General features: G+C 73.7%; 16 protein-coding genes and 2 pseudogenes. 4 read left to right on the top strand and 14 right to left on the bottom strand.

Annotation, left to right across the window (positions count from 1 at the left end; translation table 11 throughout):
• Positions 1-376 precede the first annotated feature (376 nt).
• The 7 genes from ACIQIB_RS17175 to ACIQIB_RS17145 form a co-directional block, all read right to left on the bottom strand.
• Positions 377-2,785 carry an FtsX-like permease family protein gene (locus tag ACIQIB_RS17175; protein WP_400758730.1) on the bottom strand — a complete coding sequence of 803 codons (2,409 nt, stop codon included), beginning with the start codon at positions 2,783-2,785 and terminating at the stop codon, positions 377-379.
• Entirely contained in the window at positions 2,785-3,459 is a 675-nt protein-coding gene (locus ACIQIB_RS17170; protein WP_363613898.1) for an ABC transporter ATP-binding protein, read from the bottom strand. Before ACIQIB_RS17170 ends, ACIQIB_RS17175 begins: the two co-directional genes overlap by 1 nt.
• 49 nt (positions 3,460-3,508) lie before the next feature.
• Positions 3,509-3,763: a hypothetical protein gene (locus tag ACIQIB_RS17165; protein ID WP_363613896.1), complete on the bottom strand. Its 255-nt coding sequence runs from the start codon at positions 3,761-3,763 to the stop codon at positions 3,509-3,511.
• Between the two features lie 126 nt (positions 3,764-3,889).
• Positions 3,890-4,612, bottom strand: a complete 723-nt coding sequence (locus tag ACIQIB_RS17160; protein ID WP_400758728.1) for a DUF4232 domain-containing protein — start codon at positions 4,610-4,612, stop codon at positions 3,890-3,892.
• A gap of 75 nt (positions 4,613-4,687) precedes the next feature.
• Positions 4,688-7,954 (bottom strand): error-prone DNA polymerase, encoded by a 3,267-nt coding sequence (locus tag ACIQIB_RS17155; RefSeq protein ID WP_400758726.1) that lies wholly within the window; start codon positions 7,952-7,954, stop codon positions 4,688-4,690.
• 66 nt (positions 7,955-8,020) lie between these two features.
• The gene (locus ACIQIB_RS17150; protein ID WP_400758724.1) at positions 8,021-9,730 is read right to left on the bottom strand and encodes a DNA polymerase Y family protein; all 1,710 of its coding nucleotides are present in this window, start codon (positions 9,728-9,730) and stop codon (positions 8,021-8,023) included.
• Between the two features lies 1 nt (position 9,731).
• A complete protein-coding gene (locus tag ACIQIB_RS17145; RefSeq protein ID WP_400758722.1) occupies positions 9,732-10,523 on the bottom strand; it encodes a hypothetical protein in 792 nt (263 codons plus the stop codon).
• Positions 10,524-10,828: 305 nt separating this feature from the next.
• Here ACIQIB_RS17145 and ACIQIB_RS17140 point away from each other — a divergent pair, with 305 nt between their 5' ends.
• Positions 10,829-11,227, top strand: coding sequence for a hypothetical protein (locus tag ACIQIB_RS17140; protein ID WP_363613886.1), 399 nt, complete (start codon positions 10,829-10,831; stop codon positions 11,225-11,227).
• Between the two features lie 102 nt (positions 11,228-11,329).
• On the opposite strand, the gene ACIQIB_RS17135 is transcribed toward ACIQIB_RS17140, so the two are convergent.
• From ACIQIB_RS17135 to ACIQIB_RS17125, 3 genes and pseudogenes are all read right to left on the bottom strand, one after another.
• A complete protein-coding gene (locus ACIQIB_RS17135; RefSeq protein WP_400656402.1) occupies positions 11,330-12,184 on the bottom strand; it encodes a class I SAM-dependent methyltransferase in 855 nt (284 codons plus the stop codon).
• Positions 12,181-13,475, bottom strand: a pseudogene (locus ACIQIB_RS17130) (RNA polymerase sigma factor). The gene ACIQIB_RS17135 and the pseudogene ACIQIB_RS17130 overlap by 4 nt, the downstream one beginning before the upstream one ends.
• Positions 13,472-13,873, bottom strand: a complete 402-nt coding sequence (locus ACIQIB_RS17125; protein ID WP_363613881.1) for a YciI family protein — start codon at positions 13,871-13,873, stop codon at positions 13,472-13,474. The pseudogene ACIQIB_RS17130 and the gene ACIQIB_RS17125 overlap by 4 nt, the downstream one beginning before the upstream one ends.
• Positions 13,874-14,161: 288 nt before the next feature.
• Between ACIQIB_RS17125 and ACIQIB_RS17120 the strand changes: the two genes are divergently transcribed.
• On the top strand, positions 14,162-15,100 hold the full coding sequence (locus ACIQIB_RS17120) for an oxygenase MpaB family protein (protein WP_400758719.1): 939 nt from the start codon (positions 14,162-14,164) through the stop codon (positions 15,098-15,100).
• 72 nt (positions 15,101-15,172) lie between these two features.
• On the opposite strand, the gene ACIQIB_RS17115 is transcribed toward ACIQIB_RS17120, so the two are convergent.
• Positions 15,173-16,453, bottom strand: a complete 1,281-nt coding sequence (locus ACIQIB_RS17115; protein ID WP_400758717.1) for an MFS transporter — start codon at positions 16,451-16,453, stop codon at positions 15,173-15,175.
• A gap of 360 nt (positions 16,454-16,813) precedes the next feature.
• On the opposite strand from ACIQIB_RS17115, the gene ACIQIB_RS17110 reads away from it, so the two are divergent.
• The gene (locus ACIQIB_RS17110) at positions 16,814-17,782 is read left to right on the top strand and encodes a DUF2332 domain-containing protein (protein WP_400758715.1); all 969 of its coding nucleotides are present in this window, start codon (positions 16,814-16,816) and stop codon (positions 17,780-17,782) included.
• Between the two features lie 109 nt (positions 17,783-17,891).
• Here ACIQIB_RS17110 and ACIQIB_RS17105 read toward each other — a convergent pair whose 3' ends face one another.
• The 3 genes from ACIQIB_RS17105 to ACIQIB_RS17095 form a co-directional block, all read right to left on the bottom strand.
• Positions 17,892-18,446, bottom strand: a complete 555-nt coding sequence (locus ACIQIB_RS17105; RefSeq protein ID WP_400758713.1) for a hypothetical protein — start codon at positions 18,444-18,446, stop codon at positions 17,892-17,894.
• 108 nt (positions 18,447-18,554) lie between these two features.
• Positions 18,555-19,022, bottom strand: coding sequence for an NUDIX domain-containing protein (locus ACIQIB_RS17100; protein ID WP_363613871.1), 468 nt, complete (start codon positions 19,020-19,022; stop codon positions 18,555-18,557).
• Positions 19,009-19,593: an XRE family transcriptional regulator gene (locus ACIQIB_RS17095; protein WP_400656417.1), complete on the bottom strand. Its 585-nt coding sequence runs from the start codon at positions 19,591-19,593 to the stop codon at positions 19,009-19,011. Before ACIQIB_RS17095 ends, ACIQIB_RS17100 begins: the two co-directional genes overlap by 14 nt.
• 248 nt (positions 19,594-19,841) lie before the next feature.
• On the opposite strand from ACIQIB_RS17095, the pseudogene ACIQIB_RS17090 reads away from it, so the two are divergent.
• Positions 19,842-20,150, top strand: a pseudogene (locus ACIQIB_RS17090) (TipAS antibiotic-recognition domain-containing protein); the annotation flags it as partial.
• Positions 20,151-20,271: the final 121 nt, after the last annotated feature.

Raw genomic sequence — 20,271 nt, 5'->3', positions numbered from 1 at the left:
ACCCGACGCGGCGCAGGCATCCCCCCACGACTGCGCCGCGTCGGTCCACCGAATGCCGACCTGTCGGCCCCGCCGGATTGGATAGCTGCATGAACACACTGCTCAGCCGCCTGCCCGCCGTATCCGACCTTCGCGACCGCTGCCGCGGACTCGCGATGCTCGACGCCACCCTCAACCCGGACGACTGGGAGAGCCGGTACCACTCCTTCGACTCCCGATGGGCGGAGGGCGAGGAGATGGCGTCGATGCGGAACGGCTCGGGCAGCGACTGGTTCGTGGTCTTCTCCCCCATCGGCGTCTACGACCTGAGGCCCAGGCCCCCCACGACCGGCCTGTCTCCGGGTTCTCGGGCCGGCCCGAGAACCCGGGGGAAGGGTCATTCGCGGTGCAGGAACTCCGCTTTGACCCTGCGCCCCAGGGCCGGGAGCGCGCTGAGGCCGGCTGCCACCGCGCCGAGCACCGCGATGCCGGCAATGCTCGCGAAGGCGTCCAGCGGGACGCCGCCCGGGGTCCCCCCGGTGCGGCCGTAGGCGCGACCCGCCAGGAGGGCCAGGCCCAGGGCGAGCGCGATGCCCGCTCCGTAGGGGACCAGGATCTGGACGAGCTGGGCGCGCCGCATGGTCGGCAGCGGCACACCCACCACCGCCTGCAGCGCGACCTCCCGACGGCGCTCGATCGCCCGGTCGATCGACCCCACCGCGATGGTGGCGAAGGAGATGACGAGGGTGAGCAGCGTCCCCAGGATCAGCAGGGCCCGGAAGAGCGGGAACTGGTACTGCGCTTCCAGCGCGATGTCCGGGACGGACACCGTCAGGCTCGGGTCCAGGCGGGCCACGGCCGCGTTCAGTGCCTCGTACGTCGCGGACTTCCCGTCGGTGGCGATCAGGTACCTCTCCGCCGGGGCGCTCAGCTCGGACAGGCCAGGGGTGTCGGGCGGGAGCAGGATGTCGGCGGCCAGCGGCGAGTTGTCGGAGACGGCGTAGAGGTCGGGCACCGCGAGGGTGCGGGTGGGAGGAGTGACGGTCACGGCGGCGCCGGGCCGGGTCTGGGCCGTGAGCGTCAGGGGGCCCGTGGCGGCGGGGTCGGTTCCCTGGTGGGGTTGGGGAAGCCAGTAGGCGGTGCCTTCCTGGCAGTCCGTGGGCGGCTGCTTGATCAGGGTGGCCAGGTCGGAGCAGGAGAGAACGACCGCGCTGTGCATGCTCAGGGGAGCCGCCGGGATGCCGGCGGCGCCGGCCGGTGTGCCCGGTGCGTTCTGCAGCGCGGCGGGCAGCGGTGTCTGCAGCCGCCGTACCGGGACGACCTCGCGCACGCCGGGCACGTCCCTGAGCGCGGATTCCGGCACGGGCAGGCCTTCGGCCGTCGCCGCCGGGCCCTGGAGGACTCCGGGAGCCATGAGCTGGGTCCAGGACTCGGCGGAGGCACGTGACTCGACGGCGGCGAAGACCGACTGGCCGAGCGTGCTGGCGAAGACGAGCAGGACCAGGCCCGTCACCACCCGGGTCGCGGTGGCGGCCTCGACCTCCAGACGGCGGGCGCCCAGCAGGACGGCGACCGATCGGGCGAGGCGGCCGAGCAGGACGCCGATGGTCCTGGCGATCAGGGGGGTGGCGGCCGTGACACCGACGAAGGTGAGCAGGAGGCCCGCGCCCATCACCAGAAGCATGGGGGTGTTGGGGTCACCCATCTCGGGGGCCGGGCTCAGGGCGGCGTAGCCGCTGAGTGCGGCGCCGAGCCCGAGGGGGGCCAGGCGCCACGGGGACAGGGGCTTGGGAAGCGCGTCCGCGCGGGCTGCCCGGGTGACCCCGGTGACGCGGCGCACCGCGACCGCGCCCACGCAGACGGCCAGCACGGGGACGGCCAGGAGCAGGGCAGCGGTCTGCCACAGCGGGGGCTGGAGGTCGGCGGAGAACCAGCCGTAGCCGGCGACGGTCCAGCTCGACGCGGCGGGCAGCAGGGCCTCGAAGACCGCCAGGCCCACCAGGACGCCCAGTGTCGAGACGACGGCCGTCTCGCCGGCGTTGACGACCTGGGTCTGGCGCGGTGTCAGCCCCAGCAGGCGCAGCGCGGCCAGGCGCCGGTCGCGGGTGGCGGCGGACAGGCGGGCGCAGGAGGCGAGGAAGAGGAGGACCGGGGTGAGGACGGCGATGATCCCGACGATGAGGGTCACGGTGTTCTTGCGGGTGTCCGCGACGGCGCCGGCCTGGGCGACGATGGCTGGTCCAGTCGCGCCGTGGGCCTGGGGCCCGTACCCGGCGGGGTGCTGGACGTAGGCGTCCGGGGTCTGGTCGACGCCGATGTAGGCGAGGAGTTCATCGGGCTGCAGGAGTCCGGACGGCGTGATCACGGCGGTGAGGCGCCCGGGCAGGCGGTCGCGCAGGGCTTGGTTCCCGGGGGTGTCGTAGAGCTTCTTGAGTGCCGGGGAGACGATGAGCTCGCCGGGCCGGGGAAGGCCCGTGAGGCCGGGCGGCGGCGCGGTGGCGCTGTGGGCGGCGGGGACGAGCTGGCGTTGCAGGGGCGTGCCCTGCCAGGTGTCGGACACGCTCTCCCCGATCAGTCCGCAGCCGGCCGCGGGTTGGCCGTCGGTGGCCGCGCACAGGACCGTCCTGGCGTCGGTGCGCTCGGCCCGGTGCCCCAGCATGCCGGGGACGGCGAGGGCGGTGAGCAGGACGACGGCGCCGAGCGCGGTGCCTCCGGTCATCAGGCAGACGCGTGCCCATCCCGAACGGCCGTAGCCGCGGACGAGCCTGAGGCCCAGCAGGAGGGGGAACAGGCGGGCGCGCAGCATCACACCCGTCCCTTCACGCCGACGATCTCGCCGTTGCTCATGAGGACTTCGCGGTCGGCGCAGGCGGCGACGCGGGCTTCGTGGGTGACGATGACGACTGCGGCGCCCTGGTCGCGGGCGGCGGTGGTGAGGGCGGTGAGGACGCGTTCGCCGTTGACGGTGTCCAGGGCTCCGGTGGGTTCGTCGGCGAAGACGACCTTCGGCCGGTGGATCAGGGCCCGTGCCACGGCGGCGCGTTGGGCCTGGCCGCCGGAGACCTGGGAGGGGCGCTTGTCCGCCAGATCCGGTATCTCCAGGCGGGCGAGGCCTTCGGCCGCCCGCTGGGCCGCCGCCTTGCGGGTAGTGCCGGTGAGCCGCAGGGGAAGGGCCACGTTTTCGAGGATCGAGAGTTCGGGGATGAGTTCGCCGAGCTGGAAGACGAACCCGAAGTCCTTGCGGCGCAGTTGGCTGCGCCCGGCCTCGGGGAGGTCGTCGATGCGCTCGCCGTTCAGGTGGACCGTTCCGCTCATCGGCCGCAGGATGCCGGCCAGGCAGTGGAGGAGCGTCGACTTGCCGGAGCCGCTGGAGCCCGTCACGGCGACGATCTCCCGTGGTGCGACATCGAAGGACACCCCGTTCAGGGCTCGGGTCGAACCGAAGTCGAGCCTCAGCTCCTCGGCCACCAGAAGACTCATCACGCGCCCTCTCTATTGTCACGCTCAGTGCGGATCAACGGCGATCATCTCATCCGGGAGTTCCCTTTGAGAGCGGTTCCACATTCGGAATACTCGCCTCCGCCATGGCTTCGGGGCCGATGAACTCCTTGAACAGATCCTGGTGAACCTTTTCGGCGACCTGGGAGCAGGGGAAAGCCGCGACGGCTGCGGCGATCTCCTTTCGATGGAATTCCTGATATCCCGAATCACCCTTCGCCCGGGCCTCCGGTTCGCCATGCGAGAGCTCTCTACCCGAGATCACCCGGCCGCTGATTCTCCTCATCACAGCCTGGCACTCCGCGCGCGCAGGTCGGCGATGAGGGAAATCCTGGAGGCGCATCCGTATCCGCCGGCCTGAGGAGTGCAACTTTCTTGACGACGACCCGGACCTATCGGTGAAAGCGCGAGGCTAAGGCCTGCTCTGGGTCTGGGGCTGGGGCTGGGTCTGAGGATAGGCGGGGGCGGTCGGCCGGTTGGTGCTCGGCTTGGTCCAGACGCCGACGCCCAGCTTTCCGGTGGTGCCGAGGTCGAGATAGGCGGGGACGGTGACACGGGGGCGGCCCGGGAGGGGCGCGACATCGAGGTACTGGCCGCTGTCCTTGGTGCCCGAGGTGACGGTGTTGCGCCAGACCAGTTGGAACACGGCGGACTCCTGGGGCTGGAGCGTCACCGGGGCCGGGGCCGCGTCGAAGCCGTCGATGGTCGCGATGCCCGCCGAGCCGCGGCGGACGTTGACGTCGAGTGGCTCGCGTTCGGCGCCGAGGACGCGGACGTCGGGGCGGCCGTTCAACTTGTAGGGGCGGGTGCCGCAGTTGGTCAGCCGGATCGCCATGACGCGCAGCCCCATCGCGGCGTTCGCCTCCTCGGCGGCCAGCAGGACGCCCTCCGGGGAGCAGGTGGGTTCGGGGGTCGGCGTCGGTGTGGCGGTCGCGGCGGAGGTGGAGGTCGCGGTGCCGGTCGCCGTCGCGCCGGTGGGGCCGCCCGTGCCACGCCCCGGCGCGGGCGCTCCCCCGCCCGCGCCCGTCACCTGCGTGCTGCCGCAGCCTGCCAGCAGGGCGGCGCCGGCCAGCAGCAGGGCCGTGCGGGAGAGGGGCGGTATCCGACGGGTTCCGGTCCGGGGCGTCGCGTCCATGTGGCGATCATCGCACGGACGTTCGGCACCCCTGCCGGATCCCCGTCCACCCTCGGTACCACCCCTGCCACCGCCTCACGGCCCGATGCGGAGAGGGGCGAGCCGGGTGGCGACCAGGTTGGTGGCACCGCGATCGCGTTCGATGCGGCCGTGGACGAGCAGCCCGGCGCGGTCGAGGGCGGTACGGCGCTGAGGCTCCCAGACCGGCCGGCTGCAGATCACATTGATCAGCCCGGTCTCGTCCTCCAGGCTGAGGAACAGCACCCCGCCCGCCGTCGGCGGCCGCTGCCGGTGGGTCACCAGGCCGCCGACCACCACGGCGGTGCCTGGCGGCACGTCCGGCAGTTCGGCCGCACAGAGCGCGCCGCCGCGCTCCAGGTGGGCGCGGAGATGCTGAACGGGATGGCTGGTGGCGGAGGTGCCGGTGGCCCAGAGGTCGGCGATGGTCTCCTCCACCGGGGTCATCTCCGGCAGCGGCGGCGCCTCGGCGCCGGGCGTGGTGCCCGGGATCAGCGCCGCCGTGACCCCGGCGAACGCCCCCGCCGCCCAGAGCGCCTGCCGCCTGCTCAACCCGAAGCAGCCGAACGCCCCCGCCGTGGCGAGGGCCTCCAGCACCGGCGCGGCCAGACCCGTCCGACGGGCGAAGTCCTCCAGGTCCGCGTACGGCTGCCCGGCCGCGATCACCTCGGCCTGCGGAGCGCCGATACCCCGGACGGTCTCCAGGCCCAGCCGGATGGCCGGCTGCGGCTTGCCCGCGGTGAGCGGCGGCTTCGGAGTCGGCCCCCGGTACGGCTCCAAGGTCGGCCGTGGCCCGCTGGCGTTGACGTCCACCCCGCGCACCCGGACGCCGTGCCGCCGGGCGTCCGAGATCAGGCTGAGCGGCGCGTAGAAGCCCATCGGCTGGTTGGCCAGCAGCGCGCAGGTGAAGGCCGCCGGGTAGTGGTACTTGAGCCAGGCGCTCGCGTACACCAGGTAGGCGAAGCTGATCGCGTGACTCTCCGGGAAGCCGTAGTTGGAGAAGGCCTCGATCTTGGTGTAGACGTCCTCGGCGACCTCCTCCGGGATGCCGCGCTCGGCCATACCGCTCAGCAGCCGCTCCCGCAGGCGGGCGACGCGCTCGTGCGAGCGCTTGGACCCCATCGCCTGGCGCAGCCGGTCCGCCTCCGCGGGGGTGAACCCGGCGCAGTCGATGGCCAGTTGCATCATCTGCTCCTGGAACAGCGGCACCCCGAGGGTCTTGCCCAGCGCGTTCTCCATCAGCGGGTGCGGGCAGCCGGCCGGTTCGGTCCCGGCCCGGCGCCGCAGGTACGGGTGGACGGAGCCGCCCTGGATCGGACCCGGGCGGATCAGCGCGACCTCGACCACCAGGTCGTAGAAGTGGTCCGGCTTCAGCCGGGGCAGGGTCGCCATCTGGGCGCGCGACTCCACCTGGAAGACGCCGACGGTGTCCGCCCGCCGCAGCATCGCGTACACGCCCGCGTCGTCGTCCGGGATGGTCGCCAGGTCGTAGCGCAGGCCGTGGTGTTCGGCGACCAGGTCGCAGGTGTCGTGCAGCGAGGCGAGCATGCCGAGGCCCAGCAGGTCGATCTTCACCAGCCCGGCACCGGCCGTGGAGTCCTTGTCCCACTGCAGCACCGACCGCCCCGGCATCCGGGCCCACTCGGTCGGACAGATCTCGCCGATCGGCTCCCTGGTGAGCACCATGCCGCCCGAGTGGATTCCCAAATGGCGCGGCAACCCGTGGAGTTGCCCGGCCAGCCCCAGCACGTCGGCCGGGATGACGGCGTCCGCGCCGGGCGGGGAGCGGAAGTCGCTCTGCCGGCTGAACGCGTCCACCTGCCCCTGCGGATAGCCGAGCACCCGGGCGGCATCGCGCAGCGCCAGCCGGGGCCGGTAGGTGATCACATTGGCCACCTGGGCGGCGTGCTCGCGCCCGTAGCGGCGGTAGACGTACTGGATGACCTCCTCACGGCGGCGGTTCTCGATGTCCAGGTCGATGTCGGGCGGTCCGTCCCGGGCGGTGCTCAGAAAGCGCTCGAAGAGCAGCTTGTAGTGGACCGGGTCGACGGCGGTGATCCCCAGGGCGTAGCAGACCGCCGAGTTGGCCGCCGAACCCCGGCCCTGGCACCAGATGGACTCGCGGCGGCAGAAGTCCACGATGTCGTGGACGATCAGGAAGTACCCGGCCAGGTCCAGGTCCTCGATGACGTCCAGCTCCTTGGCGAGCTGCCGCCGGGCCGGCCCGTTCCCCGGCCCGAACCGGGCCGGACCGCCCTCGGCGACCAGCGTCCGCAGATGGCTGATCTCGGTGTGGCCGGGCGGGACGGGGAAGCCGGGCAGCTCGGGGTCGAGCCTGGTGAAGTCGAAGGCGCAGGACCGGGCCAGTTCGACGGTGGCCTGCCGCACCCCAGGGAAGCGGGCCAGCCGGGCGGCCATCTCCCGCCCCGAGCGCAGATGCGCGGTGCCGGCCGCCTGCGTCCAGCCCGCCGCGTCCTGGAGCGTGCGGCGCCCGTGCAGCGCGGCGAGGCTCTGCGCCAGCCGCCCCTGGGCCGGGCCCGCGTGGTGGGCGTTGGTGGAGGCGACGACCGGGAGGCCGAGCCCGGCAGCCAGGGCTGCGAGGGCGTCGTTGCGCAGGTCGTCGCCGGGCAGCCACTGGTCGATCAGCTCGACGTACACGTTGTCGCGGCCGAACGCCTCGACGAGGGTGTGCAGTTGAAGCTCGGCGGCGGCGACGGGGGACCGTCCGGAGGGGTCGGGGGCCGCCAGGGCGGCGGGGACCCGGCCGAGGCGGCAGCCGGTGAGCACCGCCCAGTGCCCGTCGTGCGCGTCCGCCAGCGCCGCGAAGTCGTACGCCGGACGGCCCTTGGCTCCGCCCGCCAGCTGCGCGGCACCGATCGCCGCGGAGAGGCGGCGGTAGCCGGCCGGATCGCGGGCCAGGACGAGGAGGTGCTCGGCCTGGGCATCTTTGTGACGTATCGTCAACTCGGCGCCGAACACCGTGCCGACGCCGGCCTCGCGGGCCGCCTCGGCGAACCGGACCGCGCCGTAGAGGCCGTCGTGGTCGGTCAGGGCCAGCGCCTCGATCCCCAGCCGGGCCGCCTCGGCGACCAGCGCCTCGGGGTCGCTGGCGCCGTCGAGGAAGCTGAAGGCGGAGTGGACGTGCAGCTCGGCCCAGGGGGCGGGGGGCTCTCCGGCGGGGTCGGTGGGGTCGACGGGGTGGACCGGGTCGGCGGGCGGTCGGCGGAGGGGGACGACCTCGCCACCCGCCGGGCCCGGCCGGCCACCGGCCAGGCGTCGGTGCAGCTCGCTCCAGGGGAGCGTGGGGTGGCTGGTGAATCCCATCGGGAGCGCCTTCGTTCCTGCTGTTCGCCCCCCTGGGTTTGCCTCCTGTCGACCGGCCGCCGGACGTCAGTCGTAGCCGGCCTCCATGAACCACTCGCCACCCTCCACCGTCAGCAACAGGGCACGGCCGTCTGCGGACGCGACCTGGAAACGCGCCCGGCGGCGGGCGAGCGACTGGTCCCACCAGTACTCGACGGCCGGCCAGGGCCCGGTCCAGCCGTCCACCAGCAGCTCCCGCCCCCGCACCACGACGGTGGACGGCCGGGCCGACACCCCTGCCCGGCCGTCCACCGTCACCGGCCGGCCGTCGGCGTCCACCACCGCGACCGGCACCGGGGCCCGGTACACCACGGCCGGCCACACGTCCCGCAGCCGCCCCGGCCAGGGGGCATCGACCGGTGCCCCCGGCTCGTGGGGTTCACCCCACGGCACCCGGACCGCCTGCTCGCCCGGCCCCCGCCCGCCGGCCGGTTCGATCCGGCGCAGCCCGGCATGCCCGAGCACCGCCTGGACCCGGGCCACCGCGCGCTCCACCCGGTCGTCCACGACCGCCTGCCCCCAGAGCGCCAGTTGCCACCCCTGGTCGGGGGCCAGCCCGTCGGGGACGAGGCGCAGGGCGGTGAAGCCCGCGTCGTGTGCTCCCTCGGGCGCTCCGTCTCGCCCTTCGCCGGGCGCGTCGAACGCGCCCGTGCTCTGCCAGGCCTGGAGCTGCCAGCGCACGCGCTCGGCGAGCCCCGTCGCCGACAGCCGGCCCTCGTGCCGCCAGAGCCGCGAGGCCGTCCGCCCGTCGGCGCACACCACCTCGACGGCGACCCGCCCGCAGGTCAGCCCCGCCCCGGTGAGCCGTTCGTGCAGCCGCTCGGCGAGGGGGCGGGCGACGAACACCAGCGGTTCGGCCAGCGGTTCGGGCGGGTCGAAGCGCTGCTCGACGGAGAGGTCCGGCCCCTCCTCGCGTGGCACCGGCGGACGCGGCTGCAGCCCCCGGGCCAGCCGGTGGGCGGCCGTACCGGCCGGGCCGAAACGGTCCGCGACCGCCTCGGCGGGCAGCGCGGCGAACGCCCCGACGGTGGGCAGGCCCAGCCGGTCCAGCAGTTCCGCCGACACCTCGTCACCGAGCGCGGCCACCGGGTAGGGCGCGAGGAACTCCGCCGTCCGCCCGGCCGGCACCAGCACCCCGGCCCGGGCCGCCAGCACGGCGGCGAACAGGCCGTCGGCGACGCCGACCTGGGCGTGCGGAGCCTCGGCACGCGGACCGGAGGGGTGGTCCAGCCCGGCCGGATCCGCGTCGGCGGGGTGCGCGCCGTCGGCGGGGTGCCCGGGGTGCGCGGAGCCCGTCGCCCACTCCCCCGCCAGCGCGGCCGCCACCGCCGTACGGACCTTCGACGCCAGCGCCTCCTCACCGCCGAAGTACCGGCCCGGCCCCTTCACCGGGATCGCGCACAGACCCGGACGCAGCACCTCCACCCGGGGCGTGAACGCCTCCACCGCCGCGGCCACCGGCTCGAAGCGCCGGGTCTCCGCCTCCGGGTCGCGGTCCCGCAGTTCCAGCGCCGGGCAGAGCCGCTGGGCCAGTTTGAGCCGCTGCCCCTGCCGCACCCCGGCCGCCCGGGCCACCTCCGAGCAGGCCAGGATCCGCCCGCCGGCGGTCACCGCCACCGGGCGCCCGTCGGTCCCCGCGCCCTCGACGGCCGCGACCGGCCAGTCCGGACACCAGACCACCAGCACCCTCGGCGTGCCGGGCGTACCGACCGTCCCGGTCTTCGCGCCGTCCGCCATCTCACACCACCGCCATGCGTGCGAGGCCGACCCCGGCCCCCGGCGTCACGGCCTCCCCCATCCCGTGCACCTCGTGCATCTCGTCCGGCCCATCCAGCCCATCCAGCCCAGACGTCCCGGTCACCGCCCGCACCTCTCCGCGCTCGTCCGGCAGCCAGAGCCTGGCGGCACGGCCGCGCACCGCCGAGCCACGCCCCTCGGCCACCACCTCCACCTGCCGCCCGGTGAGCTGCCCGTGCCCGTCCCCCAGCCCGAACCACCGCCCGGACCGCACCCCCACCCGCAGCACCGCGCCCGGCCACGGCCCGGCCACCAGCAGGACGCACCCGCTGCGCCGCAGCACGGCCGCCAGCCGGGCGGCCTCGCTGGGCGCCACCGGCCCGTCCGGGCGCAGCATGACCAGCTCGACCGCACCGGCCAGGACCGACACCACCTCGGCCCAGTGCGGCCCGGGGTCGTCCGCCACCAGCAGCCGCCGCAGATCCAGCCCGTACCCGGCGGCCGCGGCCAGCCCGAGATCCGGCAGCCCGACCGCGGCGACCCAGCCGCCCTCCGCCTCCCCCACCCCGGCCGCCAGCGCCAGCAGCAACCCGGCGTCCCCGCCCCCGACCGACACCGCCGTCCCCCGCCGCAGCCCGCCCTCCGGCAGCACCGCCCCCAGCGCGGGCGGCACCGGCAACAGCCCCCGGTCCCCGGCGGCCACCCCGCCCCCACGCGGCGCAGCCGTCGACACCACCGGCCGGAGCGGCTCCCGCTCGGCGATGGATTCGAAAGCAGATTCGAAAACGGGCACACCTCAGGATCGAACATTCGTTCGTAAAGATTCAAGTCCGATTCGTCCACCCGCCCGGTCACCCACCGTTGTCCCTCATCGAAGAAGGCGTTCCCCTCCGCCTCCGGCTTGGTCGAGGAAGGTTCCCGAGCCGCCGTCCACGGTCCCGCGCCGGCCGCCCGCAGCATGTGCCCGCGCTCTGCCGCCGACCTGCGCCATGCGCACTTCTACAAGACTCCGTCTCCATCCCGAGCACAGGCTTCTCTCCAAGAACGAAGCCGCCGGGTGTCGCGCGGTTTCGTTGGCACCGAAAGAGGGGCGGGAGAATGAAGATCAAGACGAGCCGACGGCTCACCACTGTCATCGGGGGGCTCGCGGTGGTCGTGGGGGCGGGGGTGGGCCTGGCTCCGGCGGCCAGCGCCTGGGACGGCAACACCCACATCAACCGGTGCGGCGTCTTCCGCACCGAGAACTGTGGTCACGGTGGTGTCGGCGACGGCAACAGGAGGGTGTTCGCCTATGACCAGCGTTCTGACGACGCCGGCTTCCGGACGAACTACCGGATGATCAACGGCGTCGTTGACTTCGTCAAGGACCCCGACGGCAACGGCGGCGGCTCCGGCCAGGTGTGGACACCCGAGCTCGTCTCCGCCTACCAGGTGTGCTCCGAGCAGCCCGGCGGCCCCGCCTGGTGGTTCTGCAGCGACTGGATCTCCGTCATCTAGCCTCGACACCAGTGGCCCGCGCCGTTCATCACCGGCCGGCCACCTGGCGTGACGCCCCGCCCGGGCCGGTGGCGAACACCGGCCCGGGCGGGCCCGGCGCCGTTACGCCCGCCCCGTGAGGAGGGAGACCCTGACCTGCTCGGGGTAGGCCGGACCGGGCGGGAGTGCGGCGCGCAGGCGGGCGGCGAAGGCCGGGCGGGCGGGCGGGGCGGGCAGGTCGGGGGCCGGGATCGCGGAGTAGAGGGAGCCGAGGAGCTGCTCGAAGGTCAGCTCCGCCGCGTAGTCGAGGGTGGTCTCGTGCACGTCGGCGAACCCGGCGGCGGTGAGGGCGCGGGCGTAGCGCTCCCGGTCGTCGGCGGCGGTGCCGCAGGAGGTCGCGAGGGAACCGCCGAAGTGGTCCTCCAGGGCGGTGCGCAGCGCGCGGGACCAGTCGGTCTCCTGGGCCCAGATCGGGGTCCCGTTGGCGATCACCGCAACGCCGCCGCCGGGGCGGGTGAGCGGGCGGATGGCGCGGAAGAGCTCCTCGTACCGCATCCAGTGGACGGCGTTGCCGATCACCGTCAGGCCCAGCCGCGCGGGCAGTACACCGTGGAGCGCGGGGACGTCGGTGTCCGAGCCGAGGACCCAGAGCGCGTTGCCGACCCCGCGCCGGGCGGCCTCCGCCCGGGCCTGGCGGAGCATGTCCGGCTCGGGGTCCATGCCGATCACCGTACGGACGCGGGTGGCGAGCGGGAGGGCGAGCTGCCCGGTGCCGCAGCCGAGGTCGAGGGCGAGGTCGCCGATGGCGGCGTCGGCGTCCAGGGTGAACGCCGTCTGCAGGGCGTCGAGGACCGCCGACGGGTAGCCGCGCCGGAACTCTGCGTAGTACTCGGCCACTTCACCGCTGAAGGCACCGGAGTCGCTGTCGGCGGTGGCGGATCCGGTGCTGCTTCCCTGGGCCTGTGCGCGCGTCGTCATGGTGCGCACTCTGCCACCCCGCCACCCCCGGCGGGGTGCTGATCGCTGTCGGCCGAATCCGCGAGCCGGGCCGCCCGGAGGGTGAGGTAGTGGCGTTCCGGGAGGCTGGCGGTGCGCCGGGCGGCGGTGCGGTAGTCGGCGACGGCGGCCTCACGGTCGCCGGCCAGCTCGGACAGGTGGGCGCGGACCGCGTACAGGCGGTAGTGCTCCAGCAGGGCCGGGGCGGCGGCGAGGACGGCGAGTCCGGCGGCGGGGCCGTCCACCATCGCGGTTGCGACCGCCCGGTTGAGGGTGATCAGCGGATTGTCGGAGATTCGCTCCAGCACCCGTACAGGGCGAGGATCTGCGGCCAGTCGGTCTCCCCGGCCGTCGGGGCCTCGTCGTGGACGGCCGCGATCGCCGCCTGCACCTGGTAGGGGCCGACCGGCCCGCGCGGCAGGGCGGCCGTGATCAGTGCGACGCCCTCGGCGATCGCGGCGGCGTCCCAGCGTCCGCGGTCCTGCTCGGCGAGCGGGACGAGTTCGCCGCCGGGGCCGGTGCGGGCCGGGCCGCGGGCGTCGCTGAGCAGCATCAGCGCCAGCAGGCCGGTGACCTCGCCGTCGTCCGGGAGCAGCGTGTGGACGGCCCGGGCCAGCCGGATCGCCTCCCGGGAGAGTTCGACGCGTCGCAGGTCGGGCCCGGCGCTGCTGGTGTAGCCCTCGTTGAAGATCAGGTAGAGCACGTGCAGCACCGCGTCCAGGCGGGCCGGCCAGTCGTCGGCGTCCGGCATCCGGAACGGCACGCCGGACGCCTTGATCCGCTGCTTGGCCCGGCTGATCCGCTGCCCCATGGTCGCCTCCGGCACCATGAAGGCGCGGGCGATCTCCCCCGTGGTCAGCCCGCCCACCGAGCGGAGCGTGAGCGCGATCGCCGAGGCGGGCGAGAGGGCGGGGTGACAGCAGAGGAAGAGCAGGGTGAGGGTGTCGTCGTGAGCGGCCCCGTCCCCGGCGTCCGCCGCCGGCGCCGCCTGCCGGTCGGCCGGCACCTGCCCGGCCACCAGGTCCTCCCGGCGGCGGCGGGCCTGCTCGTTGCGGACCTGCTCGGTCATCCGGCGGGTGGCGACCTGGATCAGCCAGCCGCGCGGGTTGCCCGGCAGGCCCTCCCCGGGCCACTGGACGGCGGCGTTCAGCAGGGCCTCCTGGACGGCGTCCTCGGCGGTGTCGAAGTCGCCGTAGCGGCGGGTGAGCACGCCGAGGACCTGCGGCGCGAGTTCGCGCAGCAGGTCCTCGACGGTACGGTCGCCGGTGCTCACAACTCGGTGGGCGGCGCCGACATCACCTGGCGCACCTCGATCGGCATGTTCAGCGGCCGCCCACCGGGGCCGGGGGCGGCGGAGACGTCCGCGGCGATCTCGACCGCCCGCGCATCGCTCTCGCAGTCCACGATCCACCAGCCGGCCAGGAACTCCTTGGTCTCCGGGAACGGCCCCTCGGTGACCACCGGCGCGCCGCCGCTGTGCGAGCGCACGATCCGCGCGGTCTCCGGCATGGCCAGCCCCTGGGCGTCGGCCAGTTCCCCGGCCTCGGCGAGCTTCCGGTTGGTGTCCTGCATGAAGCGGATGTGCGCCTGGACGTCCTCGGGCTTCCACTCGTCGATCTTGGGGAAGTCGACGGTCTTCTCGCTGAACTGCATCAGCAGCATGTACTTCATGGCCCTGCTCCTCGTTCTCTCCGGTGCCGCGCCCCTCGTCCGTCCCGCCGGGGCACTCTCACGGGTAGGTAGAAGCACGGCCCGCGATTTCGACATCCCCGGCGAGGATTTCCGGAGAAAAGTTAGCGGGCCCCCGGGCGCCGGCCCGGCAGCGACGCCCGGACGGCACCGACGGGACCCGTCCCGCCGGCGTTGGCCCGTTCGCGTTGGCCCGTTCGCGCTGACCCGTTCCGGCCGAGCCGACCCGTCCGCGTTGACCCGTTCCTGACCGGCCCCTATCGTCGGCCTGTGCAGCGATACGACTGGCTGAAGCGGATTCAGCGGATGGATCCCGAAACCGAGTTCACCGAGATCTACCGGATCAGCAGCTGGTACGAGTTCCCCTGGGACACCACCCAGTCGCTCAGCTTCGCCCTCTACCGCACCTACGCCGTACCCGGCATCGGCCGGCTGCTGGCCGGGACCGGTGAGTTCACCCGGCGCGCGCAGAAGCGGTACGACGACACCACGCTGATCCTGGAGGCCGTCGTCGAGCACGGCTTCGCCTCGGAGCAGGGGCGGGAGGCGATCCGGCGGATGAACCAGATGCACAGGCGGTACGACATCACCAACGACGACTTCCTGTACGTGCTCGCCACCTTCGTCGTGGTGCCCAAGCGCTGGCTCGACGACTACGGCTGGCGCCCGTACTCGCCGCACGAGGTGCGGGCCACCACCAACTACTACCGGGAACTGGGCCGCCACATGGGGCTGAGCGGGATCCCGGGCACGTACGAGGAGTTCGAGCGGCTGCTGGACGGCTACGAGCGCGCCCACTTCGGCTACGACCAGGGCGGGCGGGACGTCTCCGACGCGACGCTCGGGCTGATGGCGTCCTGGTACCCGGCGCCGATGCGGCCGTCCATGCGGACCTCGTCGATCTGTCTGCTGGACGACCCCCTGCGGGAGGCGTTCGGATACGCGAAGCCGCCGGCGGCCCTCCAGCAGGCCGTCCGGGGCGGCATGCGCCTGCGCGGGCGCCTCGTCCGCCTGCTGCCACCGCGCCGCCGGCCCCGCCTGGCCCGGGACAACCGGCAGGTCAGGGGCTACCCCGGCGGCTACCGGATCAGCGAGCTGGGGACGTTCCCGGACGGCGCGGGCCCCGGGCGCGGCTGCCCGTTCCCGGCTGCGGGACCGGGCGCTGTGGGACCGGGCGCTGTGGGACCCGCCGCCCGCCAGGAGGGCTGAACCCGCGCGGCGCGCGTAGAACGGAGAGCGGAAGTCCGCTCGGGTCCCCTGCGAAGACCACGGGATGGAACTTCAAGCTCGCTTGAGGTCACGTGCGGGTGACGCGGGAGAGACCACCGCCGCCGGCGGGTCGGGGAGGCGGCGGGTGCGGATCGGCGAGAGGTAGACCGGGAGGAAGGCCACCGCGAGGAGGACGCCGCCGACCCAGAGGGCGGGGTGGAGGCCGGCCAGTTCGCCGAGCAGACCCGCCAGGGCGGCTCCGACGGCCATGGCGCCGGTGAGCAGGAAGCGGAAGGTCGCGTTCATCCGGCCGAGCAGGGCGTCCGGGGTCATCCGCTGACGCAGGCTGACGCCGAGCACGTTGTCCATTCCGGTCTTGAAGAGGAGCAGCAGCCAGCCCGCCCCGGCCACGCAGAGCCAGGCGCCGCCGCCGATCAGCGGGACGAGCAGCCCGGCGGGCGCCACGCAGAGGCCGACGAGGCCGAGCGCCCGGCCGTAGCCGAGGCGGGCGGCGATCGGGCGGGCGCAGCGGGAGCCGAGCAGGATGCCGACCCCGCCCACCGCCCAGAACAGACCCAGGGCGCCTGCCGGGAGATGGAGTTCACGGACGAACAGCACCGGGAGCAGGGTGTTGACGATCTGGAAGCCGAGATTGGTGATGGCGGCGGAGACGGCGAGGGCCCGCAGTTCGGAGTTGCCGAGGACGTGCCGCAGCCCCTCGGCGATCTGCGCGCCGAGGCCGGTCCCGGCGCGGGCGGCCGCCGGGGGCGCGGGGGTTCGGCGCAGGGCGATCAGGCGCAGGGCCGAGCCGAGGTGGCTCAGCGCCGTCGCGCCGATGGCGAACGGGGCGGTCAGGAGCTGGACGAGCGCGCCGCCCGCGCCGCGCCCGGCGATGTTGCCGACGGCCATCAGGCCGACCACGGCGGAGTTCGCCTGCACCAGGTGTGCGCGGCCGACGAGTTGCGGCAGCACGCTCTGCGAGGCGATGTCGAAGAAGACGGTCGCGCACCCGCTCAGCAGCGCGACCGCGTACAGCTGCCAGAGGGTGAGCGCGTCCGCCCACCAGGCGAGCGGGACGGAGGCGTAGAGCGCGGCCTTCACCAGGTCCGCCGCGATCAGCACGCGCCGGTGGCGCATCCGGTCCACCCACGCGCCGGCGGGCAGGCCGATGAGGAGGAAGGCGAGGGTGCTCAGGGTGGCGATCGCCCCGACCTGCCCGGCGCTCGCGTCGAGCGCCGAGACGGCGATGAGGGGGACGGCGACGTAGCCGATGTTGGTGCCGAGCTGGGCGAGGGCGGTGGCGGTGAACAGGGTGCGGAAGTCGGCTATCCGCCAGGGTGATTCGGGACGCATGGTCGCTTCGTTCAGTCGGAGGGGCGGCTCGGGAACGGTGCGGGCGGTGCGGGTGGAGCGGGTGGAGCGGGTCGGGCTCGGGGTCGTACGCGAACAGAGGCGATCATGCCGTGTGCACACCGACCGTGGCCAGGGAGATCCGGGCCCGGGCGGCCGCCGTCGGCGCGACGCGGGCGCCGACCTTGGACTTCGGCGGCTTCATGACGGCTCCTGGCGGGGAGGGCTACGGTCGGTTCGGGTGGACTCGATCTCCGGCGACCGGGTCGGCACCCGTACAGCGGACGGCGAAGGCGGACAAGAGTCCGCCGGAATCCCTTGGCAGAGACGGAACAGCGGCGGCCGAGGGTGAGAGGAGAGAACGTGGAACCGGAGACGGGCGAGCTGTACCGGAGGTTCGCGACCCGCGAGGCCCGGGGGAACTCGGCGAGCTATCAGGAGCTCTCCGAACGGTGCGCCGAGGACGTCGAGTTGATGGGGCTGGTCAGCGCACTGCCGGCCCCGAAGCGGCAGCCGAACCTGCTCTTCGGGGCGGTCCGGTTCCTCGGCGGCCCGGTGGGCGACGGCTACCCGGCCTTCCGTGCCTGGGTGCTGGCCCGCTGGGAGGACGTCCGCGCGGCCATGCTGCGGCGCCGGACGCAGACCAACGAGCCCGGGCGCTGCGCGAGCCTGCTGCCGCTGCTGGCCGCCCTGCCGCAGCCGCTCGCGCTGATCGAGGTGGGCGCCTCGGCCGGGCTCTGCCTCTACCCGGACCGGTACCGCTACCGGTACGACGGACGGCCGGAGTTCGGGCCCGGCGACGGTCCGGCGACGCTGGAGTGCGCCACCAGCGGCCCGGTGCCGTTCCCGGCCCGGCTGCCCGAGGTGGTGTGGCGGGCCGGGGTCGACCTCAACCCGCTGGACGTCCGGGACGAGGAGGACGTCCGCTGGCTGGAGGCCCTGGTCTGGCCGGAGCAGACCGCCCGGCTGGAGCGGCTGCGCGGCGCCGTCCGGATCGCCCGGGCGGACCCGCCGGAGCTGGTGCGCGGCGACCTCAACGAGACGGTCCGGGAGCTGGTCGCCCGGGCGCCGGAGGGGGCCACACCGGTGGTGTTCCACAGCGCGGTGCTCAGCTATCTGCCCCCGGAGGCGCGGGAGGAGTTCGCGGCGACGATGCGCACGCTGCCCGGGCACTGGATCTCCAACGAGTCGCCGGTCATCCTGCCCGAGGTCCTCCGTCGGCTGCCCCGGCCGGCACCGGCCGACCTGGCGGTGTTCGCGCTCGCCCTGGACGAACAGCCGGTGGCGATCGCCGCACCGCACGGGCAGTGGCTGGACTGGTTCGGGGCGTAGCGCGCGGTCCCGGGGCCCGAGGTACGCGCGGCCGCTCCGTACTACGGGATTGGCCGGACCTGCCCACCTTGATTCCCCACCCGTAGGAGGCTGATCGGGACGTCAGGGGTCAGCCTCCGATGGCGGCCTGGAACTCCTTCGCCTGGGCAGGCGTCAGGATCTTCGAGACCCGTATTAGCACCGGCCCGTGGACGTAGTCGTACTCCATGGCCGCGGGCATGCTCTTGACGATGCCCTGAATGTACTCGGCGCGGGCCTTGGCGTCGGCGTCAGCGGCGAAGACCTCGACGGCGCCGCCGCGGACGACAGCTCCCTCGTCCTGGCCCTCGACGTCCGCATCCTTGATGCGTGAGTCGGTGAATGTCACCTTCGAGGTGTATTGGCCGGGCCGTCCGAGCAGGTGGTTGGGGTCGTCCTCGGCGGTGACGGTCTTGCCGAGTTTCGCGGTGGGGACGGCCTTGGCGACCGCTGTGAATGCGGCGGCGGCTGGGGTCGCAGTGGTAGTAGCGGTACCCGGTGCGGCGGCTGCCGTGTCCTTGGCGAGGGTGGCGCCATTCGTGGCTGTGGGCGTGCTCGGGCCTTCCGATTTGTCGCTGCTGCTGGAGCACGCGGTGGCTGTGGCGATGAGGCCGGCGGTGAGCAGGGCGATGGTGGCGCGGCGCATGAATGTTCCAGAGCGTGTGGTGAGTGTGGTGAGGGGGACCGTATCGACGGTGTGGGTGGTGTGGGCACGCCGTGACGGACCTGTGACCAAAGAGGAAACGGGCAACGGTCAGCGAACGACAGGGCCCTCACCCGAGCGCCAGTCAGCGAGCCGCTTGCGGATGCTGGCCACCATCGGCAGCTCGTCCGTCTCGGCCGGGGTGACCCAGGCGACCTCGGTCGACTCGTCGGACACCTGGATCTCGCCACCGACCGGGCGCCCGAGAAGGCAGATGGAGAACTCCTGCCGGACCTCGCCGTCGTCGTAGGCGAAGACGTGGCCGGGGTTGGTGTAGGTGCCGACGATGCCGGTGATCTCGACGACGATGCCGGTTTCCTCCAGCGTTTCCCGGATGCCACAGTCCGCGAGGGATTCGCCCAGGTTCATCTTGCCGCCGGGCAAGGCCCACATGCCGTTGTCGGTGCGGCGCTGGAGGAGGACGCGGCCGTCGTCGTCAACGACTACGACGCTCGCGGCCGGCACCAGCGAGTTGGCCTTGGGAGCGTTGGGGTCGTCTTCGTAGTCACGCCTGGGCATCGGCCGTCACCTCTGCTGTCGGGATTGTCCATACGTCACGGCCGCGTGCCCACAGGTCTTCGACGTGGCCGGCGAAGCGGTCGAAGACGCCGTCATCCTGTGCCCGCCGCAGGTGCATCATCGGGGCATCGTGGCCGATCCTACCGGGCAGCAGCGGTGTGACGATCATGTCCTGGTCGAACCTGAAGACGGACAACGAGACGTGCCCGGTCTCGTACCGCGCCTCGACGGTGGTGTCTTTCAGCTTGGCCAGCTCGGACAGCGTCACCTCGATTCGGGTGGACAAGGTCAGCGGCACGTCCTCCGCCAGCTCGCGCTGCCGGGTGACCGGGCTGGCGGGGTCGCCGAGGACGAATCGCACGCGGCATCCCCGCGCCGTCTTATTCCGTAGGAGGTCGCCGAAGTTCGACTGCTCCAGCCATAGGAAGTAGTTGGTGTAGCCCGCGAAGGTCAGCTCGTGGTCGGCCTGGTGAATGAGCTGCCGCCACAGGGACGTCGGCGCGGCCGACCGGTACGGGTACATCTGCACCAGCGGAGATGCACCGGAATCGTTGACTGGATCACCAATCACGTCGGGTGCGTACGTCCAGCCAGGCCTCAGGTGAGCACTGGCGGCGGCGTGCCTGCGGAGGCCCCGGTCGAGCTGGGTATCTGTCCGAACTGTGGCGCCCGGGTGTACGGGCGGTTCATCGAGGACCTGACCGCCTACACGTCCAGCGTCGAACACGATGGCTGCCCGATTCCGGAGCCCGACGATGTCTGAGTTTGAGACTCCTGGCCGGCCGCGCTGCGGAGCCGGAGCTGGCCGCGACCGTCGAGCGGGTCACCGCGACCATGAGCGAGGCCGAGATCGAGGCCGGGCAGCGCGAGCGCACCGCGCTGATGGTCCGGCTGGCCGAGCTGATGGCCGCCGGCGTGCCCGCCGACGCCGAGGCCGTCCAGGCCGAGGCCGACGGGCAGTACCGGGCGCTGGCCGCGCTCCGGCCGGTCTCCGCCGAGGAGTACCGCGCGATCGGGCGCTCCTGCGTGGAGAACGAGCAGTGGCGCGCGGCGTACGAGGCGGTCGCCCCGGGTCTGGCCGCGTACCAGCGGGACGCCATCGAGGCGTACGCCGCCCGGCTGGGCTGAGCCGCACCGGGCCGGGGGGGGGGCCGCGGGGGGGGGGGGGGCCGGGGGGGGGCCCCCCCCCCCGGGGCCCCGGCGCCCCCCCCCCCCCCCCCCCGGGGGGGGGCCCCCCCCCCCCCCCGCC

This window comes from Kitasatospora sp. NPDC092286 (genome assembly GCF_044755565.1).
Taxonomy (GTDB): domain Bacteria; phylum Actinomycetota; class Actinomycetes; order Streptomycetales; family Streptomycetaceae; genus Kitasatospora.
This window is presented reverse-complemented; position numbering and strand designations above follow the sequence as displayed.